This is a genomic window from Burkholderia sp. MSMB1835 (assembly GCF_001526365.1).
Classification (GTDB): Bacteria; Pseudomonadota; Gammaproteobacteria; order Burkholderiales; family Burkholderiaceae; genus Burkholderia.
In genome coordinates this window covers 72,057-91,096 of record NZ_LOYP01000045.1, presented here as the reverse complement: position 1 = coordinate 91,096, position 19,040 = coordinate 72,057, and the positions used below count along the sequence as shown (strand labels likewise).

The window sequence follows — 19,040 nt, the reverse complement described above, 5'->3', positions numbered from 1 at the left end:
GAATGACCGAAAGTATGTCTCATGGGGTTCGACAGCAGGCTGCTCAGCGGTATCGGGGTGCTCTCCGCGGTGATCGAGGCCGGCACCTTCGCGCGCGCGGGCGAGGCGATGGGGCTGACTCAACCGGCGGTGAGCCGCGCCGTCGCCCGGCTGGAACAGCGGGTCGGCATCCGGATCTTCAACCGGACGGCGCGCGCGATCACGTTGACCGACGAAGGGCGGCGCTTTTACGAGGCGGTCGCGCCGCTGCTGGCCGGCATCGAGGAGGCGGCGCTCGACGCCGGCCAGTCGAAGGCGCGCGTGAGGGGGCGGCTGCGCGTGAACGTGGACGGCACGTTCGGTCACTACGTGCTCGCGCCGCGGATGGCGGAATTTCTCGACCGCTTTCCCGACCTGTCCGTCGAGATCAGCGTGCGCGACCGGATGGGCGACCTCGTCGCCGACGGCTTCGACGTGGCCGTGCGCTTCGGCATCCCGGAGCCGTCGTCATATCGTGCGCGCCTGCTGGTCGAGACGCGCGTGCTGACCTGCGCGTCGGCGGCCTATGTCGCGCGTCATGGCGAACCGCGGCACCCGCGGGACCTCGCGGACGGTCACCGGTGCGTGCTAATCCGCAATCCGGTGACGGGGCGGCCGTACGAATGGGAATTTCATCGCGGCAAGGAAGTCGTGCCGGTCGACGCCGCCGGCAGGCTGACGGTCAACGATACGGGCGGGCTGCTCGGCGCGTGCCTGGGCGGCGTCGGCATCGCGCAACTGCTGGAACTCTATGCGCGGGACGTCCTGGCCGACGGGCGGTTGGTGCAGTTGTTGCCCGAGTGGGCGGACGAGACTTTCCCGCTTTATGCGTATCACCACGCGTCGAATCTCGTGTCGGCGAAGGTGAGGGTGTTCCTCGACTTCGTCCGCGAGCTGATGGCCTGAGTCAAGTGGCTGCACGGTGAAGAGCTGCCGTCAGGTCATTCGGTGCGATGGGGAAGGTTGTCCGGGAACGGATAGGGCGCATGCGGCCCGGGCCAGTCGGGTACGGGCGGCGCGCTCAGTATGTCGCAACCGCCGAGCATCAGCGCCAGCACGGTGGCGAGCACGGCGCGGCAGATCCGGCATGAAATCCTGCGCATGGACATGGACGGCCTCCGTGGTCGGCATCTCCCTGATGCTTGGACTGCCGGGCGGGACGTCTGTCGCGGCGATGCGGCGCAAAAACAAAAAACCCGCGAAGCGGCGAGCTTGCGCGGGTTTCGAGCGTTGCAGCGGATGACGCTGCGAAAGACTGGTGCCCAGGGCCGGAATCGAACCGGCACGCCTTGCGGCGGGGGATTTTGAGTCCCCTGCGTCTACCAATTTCACCACCTGGGCGTCATTCTGGCCGCGCATGCGGTTGTGCGCGGCGAAACGCGGATTATGGCGGAAATCCGGGCGCCGGGCAAGCTACCCGGCATCCGGTGTACGAGTCACTGGCTCAGATAGACGAAGCGGCCCTGTTTCACGATCCCCATCACGCTCGCGCGCTGGTCGAGCCCCACGTGATCCTTGTCGCTCGTGTTGACGACGCCGTTCGGCACGACGAGCTCGTGCGCGCGTTCGAGTTCGCGCCGCAGCGCCGCGCGGAACGCGGGCGTGCCGGGCTGCGCGGCCTTCAGCGCGCGGCCGACCGCGTCGGCGAGGCGCGGATAGACGCCCGCCGCATCGCCCGCGAACTGCGTGACGGTGCCGACGCCGTATTTCGTTTCATACGCGTCGACGAATGCCAACGCGGCCTTGCGCGCTGGATGGTCGGCCGGCAGCGTGCGCGCGACGACCACCGGCTGGGTCGGGAACAGCGTGCCGTCGACGTCCTTGCCGCCGAGCTTGATGAATTCCGGCGTCGCGATGCCGTGCGTCTGGTAGATCGCGCCCTTGTAGCCGCGCTCGATCAGCGTGCGCTGCGGCAGCACGGCCGGCGTGCCCGAGCCCGCGATCAGGATCGCATCGGGTTTCGCCGCGATCAGCTTCAGCGCCTGGCCGGTGACGCTCGCGTCGGTGCGGTTGAAGCGCTCGGTCGCGACCACGCGGATCTTGCGCAGGTCCGCGAAGCGCGTGAATTCGTTGAGCCAGCTGTCGCCGTAGCTGTCCGCGAAGCCGATGAAGCCGACCGTCTTCACGCCGTGGTTGGCCATGTAGCGCGTCATCACGTCGGCCATCGCGCGGTCGCTCTGCGCCATCTTGAACGCCCAGGTCCGCGCGCCTTCCTGCGGCTCGACGATCGCGCCCGAGCCGACCAGCGTGATCATCGGCGTCTGCGCGGCGGCCACCGCGTCGAGCGCCGCGAGCGCGGCCGGCGTGATGTTCGGCCCGACCACGACGTCGACGTGATCCTCGTCCACCAGCTTGCGGATGTTGCGCACCGCGGTGCCCGGATCGGAGGCGTCGTCGAGCACCGTGACCTGCACGGGCTGCCCGGCGATCGTCTTCGGCCACATCAGGATCGCGTTCTTGCTCGTGATGCCGATCGCGGCGGCCGGGCCGGTCGACGACAGGTCGACGCCGACCTTCAGGTCGGCATGCGCGACCGCGCAGGCGAGCACGAGGGCGGCGCCGGCGGCGCGGCGCAACTGGGCGGGAAGCGTCATGCGGGAATCTCCATGTCCGTCGGGCAACGAAAAGGGGCGCAATGTGCGCCCCCGGTTCATACCTGTTCCGTCAAAGCTCGTACGATTCGGCTTCGCCCTTGAGCGCCTGCTCGATCAGCTTGCGGTTCAGCGTCGGCGACAGCAGTTCGACGAGCGTATACACATAGCTGCGCAGGTAGGCGCCCTGCTTGAGCGCGACGCGCGTCACGTTGCTGCCGAACAGATGGCCGACCGGGATCAGCCGCAAGCCGCGATCGCGCTCGGGATTGAACGCGATGTCGGCCATGATGCCGACGCCCAGGCCGAGTTCGACATAGGTCTTGATCACGTCGGCGTCGATCGCCTCGAGCACGATGTCCGGCGACAGTCCGCGCAGCGCGAACGCATGATTGATCTTCTTGCGGCCCGCGAACGCGTCGTCGTACGTGATCAGCGGGTATTGCGCGAGATCGTCCAGCGTGACCGGCTTGCGTTCGAGCAGCGGATGGTCGGCCGGCACGACGGCCGCGTGATGCCACTGGAAGCAGGGCAGCGACACGAGCTCCTTGTAGTCGGAGATCGCCTCGGTCGCGATCGCGAGATCGGCCTGGTCGTGGATCACCATCTCGGCTACCTGCGTCGGGCTGCCCTGCAGGATCGACAGGTGCACCTTCGGGAAGCGCTTCTTGAACTCGGCGATCGCGGCCGGCAGCGAGTAGCGGGCCTGCGTGTGAGTGGCCGCGATGGTCAGGTTGCCCTGATCCTGCGCCGCATAATCTTTCCCGACCCTCTTTAAGCTTTCGACTTCCTGAAGAATCCGCTCGACCGATGCGAGGATGATCCGGCCCGGCTCGGTGAGCGAGCGCACGCGCTTGCCGTGCCGCGTGAAGATCTCGACGCCCAGCTCGTCCTCGAGCTCGATGATCGCCTTCGATACCCCCGGTTGCGACGTGTAGAGCGCCTTGGCGGCCTCGGTGAGGTTGAAATTCTGCCGGACGGCCTCGCGCACGAAGCGAAATTGGTGCAGGTTCATTTATAACCCTTCCGCATATCAACAGAATTTTTTAGTCGTTTGAAATATAAGGCGAGTTTATTACGATTCACCGGAGTTTTTCAAATATGGATATCTGTTTTCGTCATTAGCAATCCAGCCGGCAGCGGATGGCGGCGGTGACGACGGAACGGAGATTCGGGCGCGACGTGGCTAGGACGTCGCGCGGTCAACACGAAAACCCTGGGGTCCCCGAATGTATCAGTACGACCAATACGACCAGACGATCGTCGACGAGCGAGTCGCGCAGTACCGCGATCAGGTGCGCCGCCGGCTGTCGGGCGAGTTGAGCGAAGACGAATTCCGTCCGCTGCGTCTGCAGAACGGCCTGTACATGCAGCGCCACGCGTACATGCACCGCATCGCGATTCCGTACGGCAACCTGCGCAGCGACCAGCTCCGGATGCTGGCGCGCATCGCCCGCGAACACGACCGCGGCTACGGTCACTTCTCGACGCGCTCGAACATCCAGTTCAACTGGATCGAACTGGAAGAGACGCCCGAGATCCTCGCGAAGCTCGCGTCGGTGCAGATGCATGGCATCCAGACGTCGGGCAACTGCATCCGCAACATCACGGCCGACCAGTTCGCCGGCGTCGCGCAGGACGAAGAGATCGATCCGCGCCCGTGGGCCGAGGTCCTGCGCCAGTGGTCGACGTTCCATCCCGAATTCGCGTGGCTGCCGCGCAAGTTCAAGATCGCGGTGTCGGGCTCGAAGCACGACCGCGCGGCCGTGCAGATCCACGACCTCGGCGTGTACCTGAAGAAGAACGCGCAGGGCGACGTGGTCGCGAGCATCCTCGCGGGCGGCGGCCTCGGCCGTACGCCGATCGTCGGAGCGGTGATCAAGGAAGACCTGCCGTGGCAGCACCTGCTCACGTACTGCGAGGCCGTGCTGCGCGTATACAACCGTTACGGCCGCCGCGACAACCTGTACAAGGCGCGGATCAAGATCCTCGTGAAGGCGCTGTCGCCGGCGAAGTTCGCGCAGCAGGTCGAGGAAGAATGGCAGCACCTGAAGGACGGCCCGTCGACGCTCACGCAGGCCGAAATCGACCGCGTGTCGCAGTACTTCCAGCCGCCGGTCTACGAGAAGCTTGCCGACACCGACGCGTCGTTCGAACAGCATCTGCTCGAGAACAAGGCATTCGCGCGCTGGGTCGAGCGTAACGTCGCGCCGCACAAGGTGCCCGGTTACGCCGCCGTCACGCTGTCGCTGAAGGATCACCGCGTGGCCCCGGGCGACGCGACCGACGCGCAGATGGATCTGGTCGCCGACTGGGCCGACGCCTACTCGCTCGGCGAGCTGCGCGTGTCGCACGAGCAGAACCTGATTCTCGCGAACGTGAAGAAGCGCGACCTGTTCGCGTTGTGGGAAAAGGCGAAGGCGGCCGGTTTCGCGACGCCGAACGTCGGCCTGCTGACCGACATCATCGCGTGCCCGGGCGGCGACTTCTGCTCGCTCGCGAACGCGAAGTCGATTCCGATCGCGCTGGCGATCCAGCAGCGTTTCGACGATCTGGACTACGTGTACGACCTCGGCGACCTGTCGCTGAACATTTCCGGTTGCATGAACTCGTGCGGCCATCACCACGTCGGCAACATCGGCATCCTCGGCGTCGACAAGGATGGCGCCGAGTGGTATCAGGTGTCGCTCGGCGGCGAGCAGGGCACGGGCCGCAACGGCGCGCGCCTCGGCCGCGTGATCGGGCCGTCGTTCTCCGCGCAAGAAGTGCCGGACGTGATCGCGAAGCTGATCGACACGTTCGTCGAAGCGCGCATCGACGGCGAACGCTTCATCGACACGTACGACCGCATCGGCATCGCGCCGTTCAAGGAGCGCGTGTATGCGGCGCGCCAGGCCGTGAACGCGTAACCAACCGGGTAGAAGGAATTTGCAGATGGCTTCGATTATCAAGAACCGCGCAGTGATCGACGACGCATGGCAGGTCGTGCGCGCGGCGGAAGACGGCACGCTGCCCGCGGTCGACGCGTTGCCGGCCGGCAAGGTGCTGGTGCCGTTCGCGTTGTGGCAGGCCGAGCGTGCGGCGCTCGTCGCCGCGAAGACGAAGGACGAACTCGGCGTGTGGCTCGCGCCGGACAGCGAACCGGCCGATCTCGTGGCCGATTTCGGCGCGATCTCGCTGGTCGCCGTCGATTTCCCGCGCTTCGCGGACGGCCGCGGCTACAGCATCGCGCGCCTGCTGCGCGAACGCCATGGCTGGACGGGCGAGCTGCGCGCGATCGGCGACGTGCTGCGCGATCAACTGCTGTACATGTCGCGCTGCGGCTTCGACGCGTTCGCGGTGCGCGCCGACAAGGACATCCACGACGCGCTGAATGCGTTCACGGAATTCACGCAGCGTTACCAGGGCGCGTTCGACGAGCCGGCGCCGCTGTTCCGCCGCCGCGAGGCCGCGGCCGACACCAAGGTGAGCGCATGAGCACCGCGACCGCCACCGAACTGACGCCGGAACTCGCCGCGAAGGTCGAGCGCCTCGACGCGCTGCTCGCGCGGATCGGCGCCCGTCACGACAGGGTGAAATTCGCGAGCAGCCTCGCCGCGGAAGACATGCTGCTCACGCACGCGATCCTGTCGAAGGGCGTGCCGATCGGCATCTTCTCGCTGAACACGGGCCGCCTGCATGCGGAAACGCTCGGCATGATCGACCGCGTGCGCGAGCGCTACGGCTACGAGATCGAGCAGTTCCACCCGCAGCAGGACGCGGTGGACCGGTACGTCGCCGAGCACGGCCTGAACGCGTTCTACGAGAGCGTCGAGCTGCGCAAGGCGTGCTGCCACATCCGCAAGGTCGAGCCGCTGAACCGCGCGCTGGCCGACGTCGGCGCGTGGGTGACGGGCCAGCGCCGCGAGCAGTCGGTCACGCGCGCGGAGCTGCACGAGGAAGAACAGGACGAAGCGCGCGGGATCGCGAAATACAACCCGCTCGCCGACTGGACGGAAGCCGACGTGTGGGCGTACCTTAACGCGTTCGACGTGCCGGTCAACCCGCTGCATGCGCGCGGCTACCCGAGCATCGGCTGCGAGCCGTGCACGCGCGCGATCCGTCCCGGCGAGGACAGCCGCGCGGGCCGCTGGTGGTGGGAGTCGCGCGACACGAAGGAATGCGGGCTGCACATCACGACGATTACGCCGATTCCCGCGAATGCCGACGCCGGCGCCGCGCACTGAAAGCCGACAAGAAACTGAATATTGCGCCGCCTGCGACAGCGGGCGGCACGAACCCGGAAGAGAAGGACTGAAATCATGAGCACGACGCTCGAGCAATCCGCCTTTGCCCCGCCCACCGGCGCCGACAGCCGCATGGGCCACCTCGACTGGCTCGAAGCCGAGTCGATCCACATCCTGCGCGAACTCGTCGCCGAATGCAGCAAGCCGGCGCTGTTGTTCTCGGGCGGCAAGGATTCGGTCGTCGTGCTGCATCTGGCGCTGAAGGCGTTCGGCCTCGGCGCGAACCGCAAGACGACGCTGCCGTTCCCGCTCGTGCACATCGACACGGGCCACAACTACGAGGAAGTGATCGACTTCCGCGACCGCCGTGCGCAAGAGCTCGGCGCCGAGCTGGTGGTCGGCCACGTCGAGGATTCGATCAAGCGCGGCACGGTCGTGCTGCGCCGCGAAACCGATTCGCGTAACGCCGCGCAGGCCGTCACGCTGCTCGAGACGATCGAACAGCACGGCTATACGGCGCTGATCGGCGGCGCGCGCCGCGACGAAGAGAAGGCGCGCGCGAAGGAGCGCATCTTCTCGTTCCGCGACGAATTCGGCCAGTGGGACCCGAAGGCGCAACGCCCGGAACTGTGGAGCCTGTACAACGCCCGCCTGCACAAGGGCGAGCATCTGCGCGTGTTCCCGATCTCGAACTGGACCGAGCTCGACGTGTGGCAGTACATCGCGCGCGAGAACCTCGAACTGCCGTCGATCTACTACGCGCACCAGCGCGAGATCGTGCGCCGCAACGGGCTGCTCGTGCCGGTCACGCCGCTCACGCCGATGCGTGACGGCGAGACGAGCGAGCTGGCGCAGGTGCGCTTCCGCACGGTCGGCGACATCAGCTGCACGTGCCCGGTCGAAAGCGACGCGGACGACGTCGAGAAGATCATCGCCGAGACGGCGGTGACCGAGATCACCGAGCGCGGCGCGACCCGGATGGACGACCAGGCGTCCGAAGCCGCGATGGAACAGCGCAAGAAGCAAGGTTATTTCTGAGGCACACGAGGACATTCACATCATGAGCATCATCGAGAACACCGAAGACCTCGGCGTGTTGCGCTTCATCACCGCGGGCAGCGTCGACGACGGCAAGAGCACGCTGATCGGCCGCCTGCTGTACGACAGCAAGGCCGTGCTGTCCGACCAGCTGTCCGCGCTGTCGCGCGCGAAGAACAAGCGCACGGTCGGCGACGAGCTCGATCTCGCGCTGCTGACGGACGGGCTGGAAGCCGAGCGCGAGCAGGGCATCACGATCGACGTCGCGTACCGCTATTTCGCGACCGCGAAGCGCAAGTTCATCATCGCCGACACGCCGGGCCACGAGCAGTACACGCGCAACATGGTGACGGGCGCGTCGACCGCGCACGCGGCGATCATCCTGATCGACGCGACGCGCATCACGGTCGAGAACGGCGTCGTGCAACTCCTGCCGCAGACCAAGCGCCACAGCGCGATCGTCAAGCTGCTCGGGCTGCAGCACGTGATCGTCGCGATCAACAAGATGGACCTCGTCGACTACAGCGAGGCGCGCTTCAACGAGATCCGCGACGCGTACGTCGCGCTCGCGAAGCAGCTCGGCCTGACCGACGTGCGCTTCGTGCCGGTGTCGGCGCTGAAGGGCGACAACATCGTCGGCGCGAGCGAGCGCATGCCGTGGTACGCGGGCGAGCCGCTGCTCGACGTGCTCGAGTCGCTGCCGGTCGAGACGCAGGCGCACGACGCGCTGCGCTTCCCGGTGCAGTGGGTCGCGCGCCAGGACGGCAGCTCGGCCGACGATTTCCGCGGCTACATGGGCCGGATCGAGTCGGGCGAAGTGAAGGTCGGCGACGCGATCGTCGTGCTGCCGTCGAACCGCACCGCGACGGTCGCCGAGATCGTCGCGCCGGTGCCGGGCGGCACCGCATCGGTCGCGCACGCGTTCGCGGGCCAGACGGTGACGATCCGTCTCGAAGAGGACGTCGACGTGTCGCGCGGCGACATGTTCGTCACGGCCGCCGAGCCGGTCGAGCCGGCGAAGAAGCTCGAGGCGGACCTGTGCTGGTTCGACGAGACGCCGCTGTCGCCGCAGCGCAAGTACCTGCTGAAGCAGACCACCAGCACGGTGTTCGCGAAGATCGGCGGCGTCAAGCAGGTGCTCGACGTGCATACGCTGTCGCACGCGACCGATCGCCAGGATCTGAAGATGAACGATATCGGCCGCGTGGCGCTGACGCTGCAGAAGCCGATCGTGTGCGACACGTACGATGCGCACCCCGGCACGGGCGCGTTCGTGCTGATCGACGAGGCGACGCACCACACGGTCGCCGCCGGGATGATCCGCGCGTTCTCGGCGTAATCGTCAATCTGCGCGGCGGCGAACCGGCCGCCGCGGCAGGACCCTAGCGAAGCGACAAACATGGGCAAGGTATATCTGATCGGAGCAGGACCGGGCGCCGCGGACCTCATCACGGTGCGCGGCATGCGACTGCTCGAGCAGGCCGACGTCGTGCTGCACGACGCGCTCGTCGAGCCCGCGATGCTCGACTATGCGCCGAACGCGCGGAAGATCGCGGTCGGCAAGCGCTGCGGGCAGCGCTCGACCGCGCAGCATTTCATCAACAAGCAGATCGTCGACGCGGCGCGCGAGCATGCGTGCGTCGTGCGGTTGAAGGGCGGCGATCCGATGCTGTTCGGTCGCGCCGAAGAGGAAATGCGCGCGCTCGACGCGGCCGGCATCGACTACGAGGTCGTGCCGGGCATCACCGCGGCGCTGGCCGGCGCGGCGACGCTGAAGCGTTCGCTCACGTTGCGCGGCGTATCGCGCAGCGTCGCGTTCGCGACGCACAGTCGCGCACCGGGCAGCGACGAGATTCGCGAAGCCGCACGCGCCGATTCGATCGTCTACTACATGGGTCGCGACAGCGCGCCCGGCATCGCGCAGGAATTGATCGACGCCGGCCGTGCGCCGGCGACGCCGGTGGCGATCGTCGAGGCATGCAGCACCGCGCGCGAACGCACGCTGACGCTGACGCTCGCCCGGATGGCGGCCGGCGACGCGCAGGCGTGGCTCGACCCCGCGGAACCGAGCCTGCTGATGATCGGCGACGCATTCGCCGAACGCACACGGCAGGCGCAGGCGGGCGATCCGGTGCGCAATGCCGCCTGAGCGCGGCTCGAGTGCGGTCCCGAACGCAAAAAGCGCCGGCAGATGCCGGCGCTTTTTCTTTGGGCGTCGCGAAGACGTGGCCTACGCGTCGTCGCCGAGCTGGTCGACGCAATAGCGCGCGACCGCGTCGAGCACGCCGTCGTCTTCGCCGACGGCCGTCGCGCAGCGGATCTCGACGCCCGGATGCGCGGCGCGGCATGCGTCGACGAGCTGCGGCAGGTCGCGGCGGACATGGCCGCCCTGGCCGAAGAATACGGGCACCACGGTGATGCGCGCGCAGCCGGCCGCGACTTGCGCGGCCACGGCCTCGGCGAGCGACGGCGGCATCAGTTCGAGGAACGCGAGCGACACCTGCGCGGCAGGGGAGCCGGCGCCGCGCAGCCGCGCGGCGAGCCGCTCGAACGGCTCGGCCCAGCGCGGGTCGCGGGCGCCGTGGCCGAACAGGACGATACCGTGCGAATGCATGTCGAAGCCTCCGTCGCGACGCGGCGCTCAGTGCCGGTCGACCCACTTGAGCGCGAACAGGCCGAGCGCGAGATAGATGAGACCCGGCGTCGCGGCGGTGAGCGGCGCGGGCCACGTGTTCAGCGTGCCGATGTGCGAGAACAGCGTGTTGAGCAGCTGGAAGCTCATGCCGAGCATGATGCCGCCGAACACCTTCACGCCGACCACGCCCGCCCGCGTGTGCAGGTAGGCGAACGGCAGCGACAGCACGAGCATCACGAATACCGCGAACGGATACAGCAGCTTGCGCCACAGCGCGATGTCGTAGCGCTGCGTGTCCTGCTGGTTCTCGCGCAAGTGCTGGATGTAGCGGAACAGGTTGATGATCGACATGCGCTCCGGCGACACGAGCAGCACCGACAGGATCTGCGGCGTCAGGTCGGAGCGCAGCCGGTATTCGGGCAGCGACACCTGCTGCGACCGGTACACGGGGTTCAGCGCATCGGCCGGCTGGCCGCTGACCGGCTTGATCGGCGTCAGCTCCGTTTCGGTGACGCCTTTCAGCAGCCAGTGGCCGGGTGGCTCGTAGCGGCCGGTTTGCGCGATCCGCACGTTCTGCAACTGGAATTTCGAATCGAACTCGTAGATGCGCACGTTGCTGATCGTCGAGTCGGGCGACAGGCTGCCGACGTTGACGAAGCGCGTGACCTGCTCGCCGTTCTCGCGGGCCGCGAGCGTGTCCTTCACCCACACGCCCGACTGGAAGTTCGACGACACCGATGCGCCGAGCGCCTGCAGCCGCACGCGTTCGGACAGCTGGTCGGCGTACGGGCCGACGAATTCGCCGATCAGATAGGTGACGATCACGAGCGGCACGCCGATCTTCAGCAGCGAACGCAGCGCCTGGTTGGTCGCGAGGCCCGACACGCGGAAGATCGTGAATTCCGAGTTCGCGGCCATCTGCGCGAACACGTAGATCGCGCTGATCAGCGCGGCGACCGGGATGATCTCGTAGAAGCGCGACGGCGTCTGCAGCGCGACGCGCAGCACCGCGTAGCCGAACTTGTAGTTGCCGTGCCCGACCGAGTTCAGCTCGCTGATCAGGTCGAAGAAGAAGAAGAGACCGGAGAACGCGAACAGGATGAAGATGAACGTGATGTAGATCTGCCGCGCGAAGTACTTTTCATAGAGCCGCATCGATCATGCTCCCGAGCGGCCGAACAGCGCGCGTGACAACAACGGACGATTGCGCACGCGCAACCAGAAAATGAACGCGACGATCGCCGCGACGAGCACGTGCAGCCCGACGAGACCGACGCCGAACGACATCTTGCCCTGCTCGATCTGCGCCTGCACGACGTTCAGCAGGTTCGAATACGTGAGGTAGATCAGCACGGCCATCACGAGGTTGATCGTGCGGCTGCGGCGCGGGTTCTGGTACGCGAGCGGGATGCCGAGCACCATCAGGTTCAGCGCGATCAGCGGCAGCCCCGCGCGCCACGCGAATTCCGCGAGATTGTCGCGCGTCGGGTTGCGCAGCAGGTCGGGCGTGGGCGTGCTGTTGGTGGTCTGCACGTTGACGACCGGCTTGCTGGTGATCTTCACGCCGTAGCGCTCGAATTCCATGATCTTGAAGTTCGGCTGGCCGGGCGTGCCGTCGTAGCGGCGGCCGTCTTCGAGGACGACGAAACGATCGCCGTCCTTCGCGGTTTCCGTATGGCCCGTCTGCGACACGACCACGTTGAGCTTGCCGTTTTCCGTCGACGTGACGAACACGTTCTGGACCTTGCTCTGGTCGGGCGACATCTTCTCGATGAAGAACACGCGATGGTTCGCGGCCGATTCGCGGAACTGGCCGGGCGCGAGCAGCGAGATTTCGTCGCGCTGCTGGAAGCGCGCGCGGATCATCTTGCTCTGCTGGTTCGACCACGGCCAGCCGACGAACGCGAAGAAGGCGATCAGCAGGATGATCGGCGTGGCGAACACGCCGATCGGCTTGATGAGGCGCGTGAGGCTCACGCCGGACGCGAGCCACACCACCATTTCGGAATCCCGGTACCACCGGGTCAGCACGAACAGGATCGACACGAACAGCGTGACGACGAGCATCACGGCGAGGTAGCCGATCACGGTCAGGCCGATCAGCACGAGCACGTCCCGCGGATCGATTTCGCCGGACGCGGCGTAGCCGACGATGCGAATCATCATCGTCGTGAGCATGATCGTGAGCAGCACCATGAACACGGCGCCAGCCGTATACGCAAGCTCGCGCTGGAGGGAGCGTTCGAAGATCATTCTTGATGAGAAGAGGGCGGGAGGCTGCGCACGCGTGGTGGGGCGCTCGCGCCGCCACGGGAAAAATAGCGGATAATTGCGGCTTTCATCCTTAGCCCAGATTTTATCCGAGGACAAGCGCGATGGACTTTAGCATAAAAGGCTGTGATTGGAGCAAAGGCGAGGCCAAGGGGTTCCTGACCGGGAAGTCCGACTGCATCGTGCTCGGCATCTTCGAGGCGCAGACCCTGTCGGGCGCGGCGCTCGACATCGACACGGCCACCAAGGGGCTGATCTCGCGCGTGGTGAAGGCCGGCGACATGGACGGCAAGCGCGGCAAGACGCTGTTCCTGCACGAAGTGTCGGGCATCGGCGCGTCGCGCGTGCTGCTCGTCGGGCTCGGCAAGCAGGATGCTTTCAATCAGAAAGCCTATAACGACGCGGTGACCGCCGCCTGGCGCGCGCTGCTGGCGACCAAGGTCGTCCAGGTCACGTTCTCGCTCGCGCAACTGCCGGTCGACGAGCGCAGCTCCGACTGGGGCGTGCGCGCCGCGATCCTCGCGCTGCGCAACGAGACCTACCGCTTCACGCAGATGAAGAGCAAGCCGGAACCGGCGTCGCACACGCTCAAGCGCGTCGTGTTCAGCGTCGATCCGGCGGACGAAAAGGCCGCGAAGGTCGCGATCAAGCAGGCCGTCGCGCTCGCGAACGGGATGGATCTGACCCGCGACCTCGGCAACCTGCCGGGCAACGTCTGCACGCCGACCTATCTCGGCAACACCGCGAAGAAGATCGCGAAGGATTGGGGCCTGAAGGCCGAGGTCCTCGGGCTCAAGCAGATCCAGGCGCTGAAGATGGGGTCGTTCCTGTCGGTCGCGCGCGCATCGGTCGAGCCGCCGCAGTTCATCGTGCTGCACTACCAGGGCGCCGCCGCGAAGGCCGCGCCGGTCGTGCTGGTCGGCAAGGGCATCACGTTCGATACGGGCGGCATCTCGCTGAAGCCGGGCGAAGGCATGGACGAGATGAAGTACGACATGTGCGGCGCGGGCTCGGTGCTCGGCACGATCCGCGCGGTCGCCGAGATGGGCCTGAAGATCAACGTCGTCGCGATCGTGCCGACCTGCGAGAACATGCCGGGCGGCAACGCGACGAAGCCGGGCGACATCGTCACCAGCATGAAGGGGCTGACGATCGAGGTGCTGAACACCGACGCCGAAGGCCGCCTGATCCTGTGCGATGCGCTCACGTATGCCGAGCGCTTCAAGCCGGCCGCCGTGATCGACGTCGCGACGTTGACGGGCGCGTGCGTGATCGCGCTGGGCGGCCACAACAGCGGGCTGTTCTCGACGAACGACGCGCTCGCGGGCGAGCTGCTCGACGCGTCGCGCGAGGCGAACGACCCGGCATGGCGCATGCCGCTCGACGACGAGTACCAGGAACAGCTGAAGTCGAATTTCGCGGATCTCGCGAACATCGGCGGGCGTCCGGCCGGCGCCGTGACGGCCGCGTGCTTCCTGTCGCGCTTCACCGAGAGCTATCCGTGGGCTCACCTCGACATCGCGGGCACCGCATGGAAGGGCGGTGCGGCGAAGGGCGCGACGGGCCGGCCGGTGCCGTTGCTCGCGCAGTTCCTGATCGACCGCGCCGGCCAGTGATGGCGGCGCCGACGACGCTGCGGGTGCGCGGGCAATGACGCGGATCGATTTCCACTCGAACGTCGGCGATTCGCTCGCGTACGCGTGCCGGCTGCTGCGCAAGGCCTATCAGGCCGGGCAGCCGGTCGTCGTGCTCGCCGAGCCCGCGCGCCTGCGCGCGCTCGACGAGCGGCTCTGGACGTTCTCGCCGCTCGATTTCATCCCGCATTGCGGCGTCGACAGCGAGCACGCCGCCGGCACGCCGATCGTGCTGGCCGCCGATCTCGACCGCGCGCCGCATCATCACGTGCTGCTGAACCTCGGCGCGACCGTGCCCGCGCAGTTCGCCCGCTTCGAACGCCTGCTCGAAGTGGTCGGCAACGCGCCGGACGAGCTGGCCGCAGGCCGCGACCGCTACCGGTTCTACCGCGACCGCGGCTATGCGCTGAACAACTACAAGCAGGGCGGCTAGCCGCAACCGTCGACGGAGTGTTCCCGTGACAGAAGCCGATTCATCCTCGATTCCGACGCTGACCGACGTGCTGGTGCCGGGCAAGCCGGCGCCGGCGCGTTCGCCCGCGTCCGCCGCTCCCCGGCCGCACGACGACGCGGCGATTCCGGTGCTCACCGACGTGATCGCGCCACCGGCCGCCGCGTCGGCCGAATCGCGTAAAACCGAGGCCGACCCCGATTCCGTCGTGGTCGAACCCGTGCCGACGCCGCACGTGCCGACGGTCGAGCTGCCGGGCGACGCGGCGACGGCCGCCGCCGTGGGCGAAACCGATGCGCCGGCCGAGCCTGGCGCCGCCGAGCATGTGGTCGCGGAGGATGCGGCGGCGATGACGGCGCCGCTGCGCTCGTCGCTCGTCGATGACGACCTGCCGAAACACACGTTCGCCGCGATGGCGCGCGACGCGGCCGCGCACGCGCCCGAATCGGCGACGCCGGAGGTGGCCCTACCGGGCGCGGTGCCGCCGCAGCCGGATGCGCAGGCCGCAGTCGCGCTGACGCCGGAAGATGCGCAGCACATCGCCGAACGGCTTCGCAATCGCCTGACGAACTATCTGACCGGGGCAGGGCGCGACGCCATCGAAGCGCGTTGTCGCGATGCGCTGCACGAGCATTCGGCCTGGCTGGTCGGCCAGGTCACGCGCGAAGTCGCACTCGCGCTGGAAACCGAGGTGATGGACTGGGTGCGCGATGCGGTCGATGAAGAGATCGCCCGTCGTCGCGCCGGTCATTCCGGCTGAACGGGCAATCGTTCGCGGCGGCGAAACAGAGAATGCGGGTTCAGTAAGCGCAGTAAACGCGTGCGAAGCCGCTGGGGAGGGGCCGGTCGGTCAGTACGCGGCCGTCCTCTCGCGACGTCCCGCGCACAAGCGCACAAGGTGGGTACCCGCGCGGGTATCCGCTTTCAGCGTACCGACAGCACCCACTGGGCGAGCGTATGGGCCTCGGTGCTCGTCAGTTGCGTATTGGCGGGCATCGGCACGCTGCCCCATACACCGATGCTGCCTTTCACGATCGATTGCGCCAGGTAGTCGACGCCGTCGCCGCGCACCGCGTACTTGCCGGCGATGTCGCGGAACGACGGACCCATCAGCGGCTTGCCGATCGCATGGCAGGCCATGCAGTTCTTGCGCTGCGCCAGCGCGAGCCCGTCGGCCTGGTCGGCACGTGCCGCCGCCGCGCCGCCGGTCAGCAGCAGGGCGAGCAGCACGCGCAATATCGTCTGTTTCATGCGGTTCTCCGCCGGCGGGGACGGCCGGCTTCATGGTCCGCGCATTATAGAAGCAAAGGGAACGCACGTTTTGCGCGTTCCCCGGGTGGCCCGTTTATCGGGGTCGCATGCGATGACGCCTCTGCATCAACCCGTGACCGCCCCCTGGTTCGCCGGCCGGGCAAGCGCCGCGAATTTGGCGAGCACGCCGCGCGTATAGCGGGGCGCCGGCTGCCGCCACGCAGCGCGGCGGCGCGCGAGTTCCGCGTCGTCGACGTTCAGTTGCAGCAGCAGCCGATGCGCGTCGATCGTGATCGAATCGCCTTCCTGCACCAGCGCAATCGTGCCGCCGACGAACGCCTCCGGCGCGACGTGGCCGACCACCATGCCCCAGGTGCCGCCCGAGAAGCGGCCGTCCGTGATGAAGCCGACCGATTCGCCGAGCCCCTTGCCGATGATCGCGGACGTCGGTGCGAGCATTTCCGGCATGCCGGGGCCGCCCTGCGGGCCGAGGTAGCGCAGCACGAGGATGTCGCCCGCGCGGATCCGGTCGCCGAGGATCGCATCCATCGCGCTCTGCTCGTCGTCGAACACGCGCGCCGGGCCCGTGATCACCGGGTTCTTCAGGCCGGTGATCTTCGCGACCGCGCCGTCCTGCGCGAGATTGCCCTTCAGGATCGCGAGATGGCCTTCCTGGTACAGCGCGCGCTCGATCGGGAAGATCACGTCCTGGTCCGCGCGCGGCACGCTCGGCACGTCCTTCAGCTCGTCGGCGAGCGTGCGGCCCGTGATCGTCAGGCAGTCGCCGTGCAGCAGCCCCGCGTCGAGCAGGATCTTCAGCACCTGCGGAATCCCGCCGGCCCGGTGCAGGTCGGTCGCGACGTACTTCCCCGACGGCTTCAGGTCGCAGATCACCGGGACGCGCTTGCGGATGCGCTCGAAATCGTCGATCGTCCAGTCGACCTCGGCCGCGTGCGCGATCGCGAGATAGTGCAGCACCGCATTGGTCGAGCCGCCGGTGGCCATGATCACCGACACCGCGTTCTCGATCGATTCCTTCGTGATGATGTCGCGCGGCTTCAGATCGCGCTTCACGGCCTCGACCAGCACACGCGCCGATTCGGCGGCCGAATCGACCTTCTCCTGATCGGGGTTCGCCATCGTCGACGAATACAGCAGCGACATGCCGAGCGCCTCGAACGATGAACTCATCGTGTTCGCGGTGTACATGCCGCCGCACGAACCGGACGTCGGGCACGCGTTTTTCTCGACGCCTTCGAAGTCCTCCTGCGACATCCGGCCCGCGGTGAATTCGCCGACGGCTTCGAACGACGACACGATCGTCAGGTCGCGGCCCTTCCAGTTGCCCGGGCGGATCGTGCCGCCGTAGACGTAGATGCCCGGCACGTTCAGGCGCGCGAGCGCGATCATGCCGCCGGGCATGTTCTTGTCGCAGCCGCCGACCACCACGACGCCGTCCATCCACTGGCCCTGCACGCAGGTCTCGATGCAGTCGGCGATTACTTCGCGCGACACGAGCGAGTACTTCATCCCTTCGGTGCCCATCGACATGCCGTCGGAAATCGTCGGCGTGCCGAAGATCTGCGGGTTCGCGCCGGCGGCCTTGACGGCGTCGACGGCCGCGTCCGACAGGCGCTGCAAGCCGGAATTGCACGGCGTGATCGTCGAATGACCGTTGGCAATGCCGATCATCGGCTTGTCGAAATCTTCCTTCTGGTAGCCGAGGGCGTAATACATCGAGCGGTTCGGCGAACGGGCCACGCCTTGCGTGATGTGCTTCGAGCGACGGTTGTACGACATGGGGGACTCCATCGTGGTATGGGCGTCGCTCGCGAGGGCGCGCCGGTTCGGATCGACCAAGCATGGAGTGTCCCGATTGGGATGTCCAATATATTATTTGTCGTCTATTAAGTCGTTTTGCGAATGAGTCGAACATGGCCGATCCGATCCCCGACCTGCGCCAGTGGCGCTATTTCGCGACCGTCGCCGACGAGCGCCATTTCGGCCGCGCGGCCGAGCGCCTGTCGATGACGCAGCCCCCGCTGTCGCAGGCGATCCGCGCGCTGGAGGACGCACTGGGTGTCGCGCTGTTCGTGCGCACCAAGCGCTCGGTGGCGCTGACGGCGGTCGGTGCGGCGCTGCTGCCCGACGTGCGCCGGCTGCTGGCGTCGGCCGATGCGCTGCCGCCGCTCGCGCGCCGGCTCGCGCGCGGCGAGGCCGGGTCGCTGTCGCTCGCGTTCGTGTCGACCGCCGATTACGGGCTGTTGCCGTCGTTGCTGCGTGCGTTCGGCGCGCGCTATCCGCAGGTGCGGCTGCAGCTCGCGGAAGCGACGAGCGACGTGCAGATCGACGAACTCGTCGCCGGGCGCATCGACGCCGGGCTCGTCATTCCGCCCGTGCCGCCGCGTCACGCGGCCGGGTTGTCGTACCTGCCCGTCGTGCGCGAGCCGCTGGTGGTCGCGATGCCGAGTACGGCTTCCGACGCGCCCGAGGACGAGCCGGTGCAGCTTGCCGACGTCGCCGCGTTGCCGCTCGTGATCTTTCCGCGTCGTTTGGCGCCCGGCTTTTATGACATCATTACGGGCTGCTACGGCGCGGCGGGGGAAACCCCGCGCATCGGTCAGGAGGCCATCCAGATGCAGACGATCGTCAGCCTCGTGTCGGCCGGCATGGGCGTCGCACTGGTGCCGCAATCGCTGCGTAACCTGCGGCGCACCGGCGTGGTCTACCGGCCGCTCGCCGGCCACGCGCCGCTCGTCGAGACGGGCCTCGTGTGGCGTACCGACGACGTGAGCCCCGTGCTTGCCGGGTTCATCGACGTCGTGCGTGCGCAGGGTCTTGCCGCATGACGTGAACGATGGCGTGCGGGCGCCGTCCAACGCGCGGTGCTGCACGCGTGCGACGGCCGTACCGTATTCGAAAACT

The 19,040-nt window shown here is 67.4% G+C and carries 19 protein-coding genes and 1 tRNA gene; 11 read left to right on the top strand and 9 right to left on the bottom strand.

The features are described from left to right. Positions 1 to 21: 21 nt before the first annotated feature. Positions 22 to 924 carry a LysR family transcriptional regulator gene (locus WS96_RS20570; protein WP_034208157.1) on the top strand — a complete coding sequence of 301 codons (903 nt, stop codon included), beginning with the start codon at positions 22 to 24 and terminating at the stop codon, positions 922 to 924. Between the two features lie 35 nt (positions 925 to 959). Here WS96_RS20570 and WS96_RS34105 read toward each other — a convergent pair whose 3' ends face one another. The 4 genes from WS96_RS34105 to WS96_RS20555 all read right to left on the bottom strand — a co-directional run bounded on the left by WS96_RS34105 (position 960) and on the right by WS96_RS20555 (position 3,624). Beyond that, entirely contained in the window at positions 960 to 1,127 is a 168-nt protein-coding gene (locus WS96_RS34105; protein ID WP_179949964.1) for a hypothetical protein, read from the bottom strand. 147 nt (positions 1,128 to 1,274) lie between these two features. Continuing rightward, positions 1,275 to 1,359 (bottom strand) — tRNA-Leu (locus WS96_RS20565). Between the two features lie 95 nt (positions 1,360 to 1,454). Then, positions 1,455 to 2,612, bottom strand: coding sequence for an ABC transporter substrate-binding protein (locus WS96_RS20560; protein WP_059834952.1), 1,158 nt, complete (start codon positions 2,610 to 2,612; stop codon positions 1,455 to 1,457). 70 nt (positions 2,613 to 2,682) lie between these two features. Next, positions 2,683 to 3,624 carry a CysB family HTH-type transcriptional regulator gene (locus WS96_RS20555; RefSeq protein ID WP_006478072.1) on the bottom strand — a complete coding sequence of 314 codons (942 nt, stop codon included), beginning with the start codon at positions 3,622 to 3,624 and terminating at the stop codon, positions 2,683 to 2,685. A 214-nt stretch (positions 3,625 to 3,838) separates the two neighbouring features. Here WS96_RS20555 and WS96_RS20550 point away from each other — a divergent pair, with 214 nt between their 5' ends. From WS96_RS20550 to cobA, 6 genes are all read left to right on the top strand, one after another. Then, the gene (locus WS96_RS20550; RefSeq protein ID WP_059834950.1) at positions 3,839 to 5,518 is read left to right on the top strand and encodes a nitrite/sulfite reductase; all 1,680 of its coding nucleotides are present in this window, start codon (positions 3,839 to 3,841) and stop codon (positions 5,516 to 5,518) included. 25 nt (positions 5,519 to 5,543) lie between these two features. Further along, positions 5,544 to 6,086, top strand: coding sequence for a DUF934 domain-containing protein (locus WS96_RS20545; protein ID WP_059834948.1), 543 nt, complete (start codon positions 5,544 to 5,546; stop codon positions 6,084 to 6,086). Then, positions 6,083 to 6,835 (top strand): phosphoadenylyl-sulfate reductase, encoded by a 753-nt coding sequence (locus WS96_RS20540; protein WP_059834946.1) that lies wholly within the window; start codon positions 6,083 to 6,085, stop codon positions 6,833 to 6,835. The genes WS96_RS20545 and WS96_RS20540 overlap by 4 nt, the downstream gene beginning before the upstream one ends. Before the next feature lie 75 nt (positions 6,836 to 6,910). After that, entirely contained in the window at positions 6,911 to 7,873 is a 963-nt protein-coding gene (gene cysD, locus WS96_RS20535; protein WP_006478076.1) for a sulfate adenylyltransferase subunit CysD, read from the top strand. 22 nt (positions 7,874 to 7,895) lie between these two features. Beyond that, on the top strand, positions 7,896 to 9,212 hold the full coding sequence (locus tag WS96_RS20530; protein WP_034208152.1) for a sulfate adenylyltransferase subunit 1: 1,317 nt from the start codon (positions 7,896 to 7,898) through the stop codon (positions 9,210 to 9,212). A gap of 60 nt (positions 9,213 to 9,272) precedes the next feature. After that, complete coding sequence (cobA, locus tag WS96_RS20525) at positions 9,273 to 10,022, top strand: uroporphyrinogen-III C-methyltransferase (RefSeq protein WP_059504776.1); 750 nt, start codon at positions 9,273 to 9,275, stop codon at positions 10,020 to 10,022. An 81-nt stretch (positions 10,023 to 10,103) separates the two neighbouring features. On the opposite strand, the gene WS96_RS20520 is transcribed toward cobA, so the two are convergent. From WS96_RS20520 to lptF, 3 genes are read right to left on the bottom strand one after another with little or no spacing between them, the layout of a single operon-like run. Further along, positions 10,104 to 10,487 (bottom strand): sirohydrochlorin chelatase, encoded by a 384-nt coding sequence (locus tag WS96_RS20520; protein WP_034208150.1) that lies wholly within the window; start codon positions 10,485 to 10,487, stop codon positions 10,104 to 10,106. A 27-nt stretch (positions 10,488 to 10,514) separates the two neighbouring features. Further along, positions 10,515 to 11,663 (bottom strand): LPS export ABC transporter permease LptG, encoded by a 1,149-nt coding sequence (lptG, locus tag WS96_RS20515; protein ID WP_034208149.1) that lies wholly within the window; start codon positions 11,661 to 11,663, stop codon positions 10,515 to 10,517. Positions 11,664 to 11,666: 3 nt separating this feature from the next. Then, positions 11,667 to 12,761 carry an LPS export ABC transporter permease LptF gene (lptF, locus tag WS96_RS20510; RefSeq protein ID WP_059834944.1) on the bottom strand — a complete coding sequence of 365 codons (1,095 nt, stop codon included), beginning with the start codon at positions 12,759 to 12,761 and terminating at the stop codon, positions 11,667 to 11,669. Positions 12,762 to 12,883: 122 nt separating this feature from the next. On the opposite strand from lptF, the gene WS96_RS20505 reads away from it, so the two are divergent. From WS96_RS20505 to WS96_RS20495, 3 genes are read left to right on the top strand one after another with little or no spacing between them, the layout of a single operon-like run. Next, positions 12,884 to 14,395, top strand: a complete 1,512-nt coding sequence (locus WS96_RS20505; protein WP_034208147.1) for a leucyl aminopeptidase — start codon at positions 12,884 to 12,886, stop codon at positions 14,393 to 14,395. A gap of 34 nt (positions 14,396 to 14,429) precedes the next feature. Further along, entirely contained in the window at positions 14,430 to 14,846 is a 417-nt protein-coding gene (locus tag WS96_RS20500) for a DNA polymerase III subunit chi (RefSeq protein ID WP_006484796.1), read from the top strand. A 25-nt stretch (positions 14,847 to 14,871) separates the two neighbouring features. Further along, positions 14,872 to 15,624, top strand: coding sequence for a DUF2486 family protein (locus WS96_RS20495; RefSeq protein WP_059834942.1), 753 nt, complete (start codon positions 14,872 to 14,874; stop codon positions 15,622 to 15,624). Between the two features lie 164 nt (positions 15,625 to 15,788). On the opposite strand, the gene WS96_RS20490 is transcribed toward WS96_RS20495, so the two are convergent. Continuing rightward, a complete protein-coding gene (locus WS96_RS20490) occupies positions 15,789 to 16,115 on the bottom strand; it encodes a c-type cytochrome (RefSeq protein ID WP_059834939.1) in 327 nt (108 codons plus the stop codon). Between the two features lie 126 nt (positions 16,116 to 16,241). Beyond that, positions 16,242 to 17,915 (bottom strand): dihydroxy-acid dehydratase, encoded by a 1,674-nt coding sequence (ilvD, locus tag WS96_RS20485; RefSeq protein WP_059834937.1) that lies wholly within the window; start codon positions 17,913 to 17,915, stop codon positions 16,242 to 16,244. Between the two features lie 134 nt (positions 17,916 to 18,049). Here ilvD and WS96_RS20480 point away from each other — a divergent pair, with 134 nt between their 5' ends. Next, positions 18,050 to 18,964: a LysR substrate-binding domain-containing protein gene (locus WS96_RS20480; RefSeq protein WP_034208142.1), complete on the top strand. Its 915-nt coding sequence runs from the start codon at positions 18,050 to 18,052 to the stop codon at positions 18,962 to 18,964. Positions 18,965 to 19,040 lie beyond the last annotated feature (76 nt).

Excerpts from the sequence above, each read along its gene's own strand:
- lptF (WP_059834944.1), bottom strand. The coding sequence starts at position 12,761 with ATGATCTTCGAACGCTCCCTCCAGCGCGAGCTTGCGTATACGGCTGGC.
- WS96_RS20570 (WP_034208157.1), top strand. The coding sequence starts at position 22 with ATGGGGTTCGACAGCAGGCTGCTCAGCGGTATCGGGGTGCTCTCCGCG.
- WS96_RS20545 (WP_059834948.1), top strand. The coding sequence starts at position 5,544 with ATGGCTTCGATTATCAAGAACCGCGCAGTGATCGACGACGCATGGCAG.
- WS96_RS20555 (WP_006478072.1), bottom strand. The coding sequence starts at position 3,624 with ATGAACCTGCACCAATTTCGCTTCGTGCGCGAGGCCGTCCGGCAGAAT.
- WS96_RS20560 (WP_059834952.1), bottom strand. The coding sequence starts at position 2,612 with ATGACGCTTCCCGCCCAGTTGCGCCGCGCCGCCGGCGCCGCCCTCGTG.
- WS96_RS20505 (WP_034208147.1), top strand. The coding sequence starts at position 12,884 with ATGGACTTTAGCATAAAAGGCTGTGATTGGAGCAAAGGCGAGGCCAAG.
- WS96_RS20530 (WP_034208152.1), top strand. The coding sequence starts at position 7,896 with ATGAGCATCATCGAGAACACCGAAGACCTCGGCGTGTTGCGCTTCATC.
- cysD (WP_006478076.1), top strand. The coding sequence starts at position 6,911 with ATGAGCACGACGCTCGAGCAATCCGCCTTTGCCCCGCCCACCGGCGCC.
- WS96_RS20500 (WP_006484796.1), top strand. The coding sequence starts at position 14,430 with ATGACGCGGATCGATTTCCACTCGAACGTCGGCGATTCGCTCGCGTAC.
- cobA (WP_059504776.1), top strand. The coding sequence starts at position 9,273 with ATGGGCAAGGTATATCTGATCGGAGCAGGACCGGGCGCCGCGGACCTC.
- WS96_RS20540 (WP_059834946.1), top strand. The coding sequence starts at position 6,083 with ATGAGCACCGCGACCGCCACCGAACTGACGCCGGAACTCGCCGCGAAG.
- WS96_RS20520 (WP_034208150.1), bottom strand. The coding sequence starts at position 10,487 with ATGCATTCGCACGGTATCGTCCTGTTCGGCCACGGCGCCCGCGACCCG.
- WS96_RS20550 (WP_059834950.1), top strand. The coding sequence starts at position 3,839 with ATGTATCAGTACGACCAATACGACCAGACGATCGTCGACGAGCGAGTC.
- WS96_RS20480 (WP_034208142.1), top strand. The coding sequence starts at position 18,050 with ATGGCCGATCCGATCCCCGACCTGCGCCAGTGGCGCTATTTCGCGACC.
- ilvD (WP_059834937.1), bottom strand. The coding sequence starts at position 17,915 with ATGTCGTACAACCGTCGCTCGAAGCACATCACGCAAGGCGTGGCCCGT.
- WS96_RS34105 (WP_179949964.1), bottom strand. The coding sequence starts at position 1,127 with ATGTCCATGCGCAGGATTTCATGCCGGATCTGCCGCGCCGTGCTCGCC.
- lptG (WP_034208149.1), bottom strand. The coding sequence starts at position 11,663 with ATGCGGCTCTATGAAAAGTACTTCGCGCGGCAGATCTACATCACGTTC.
- WS96_RS20490 (WP_059834939.1), bottom strand. The coding sequence starts at position 16,115 with ATGAAACAGACGATATTGCGCGTGCTGCTCGCCCTGCTGCTGACCGGC.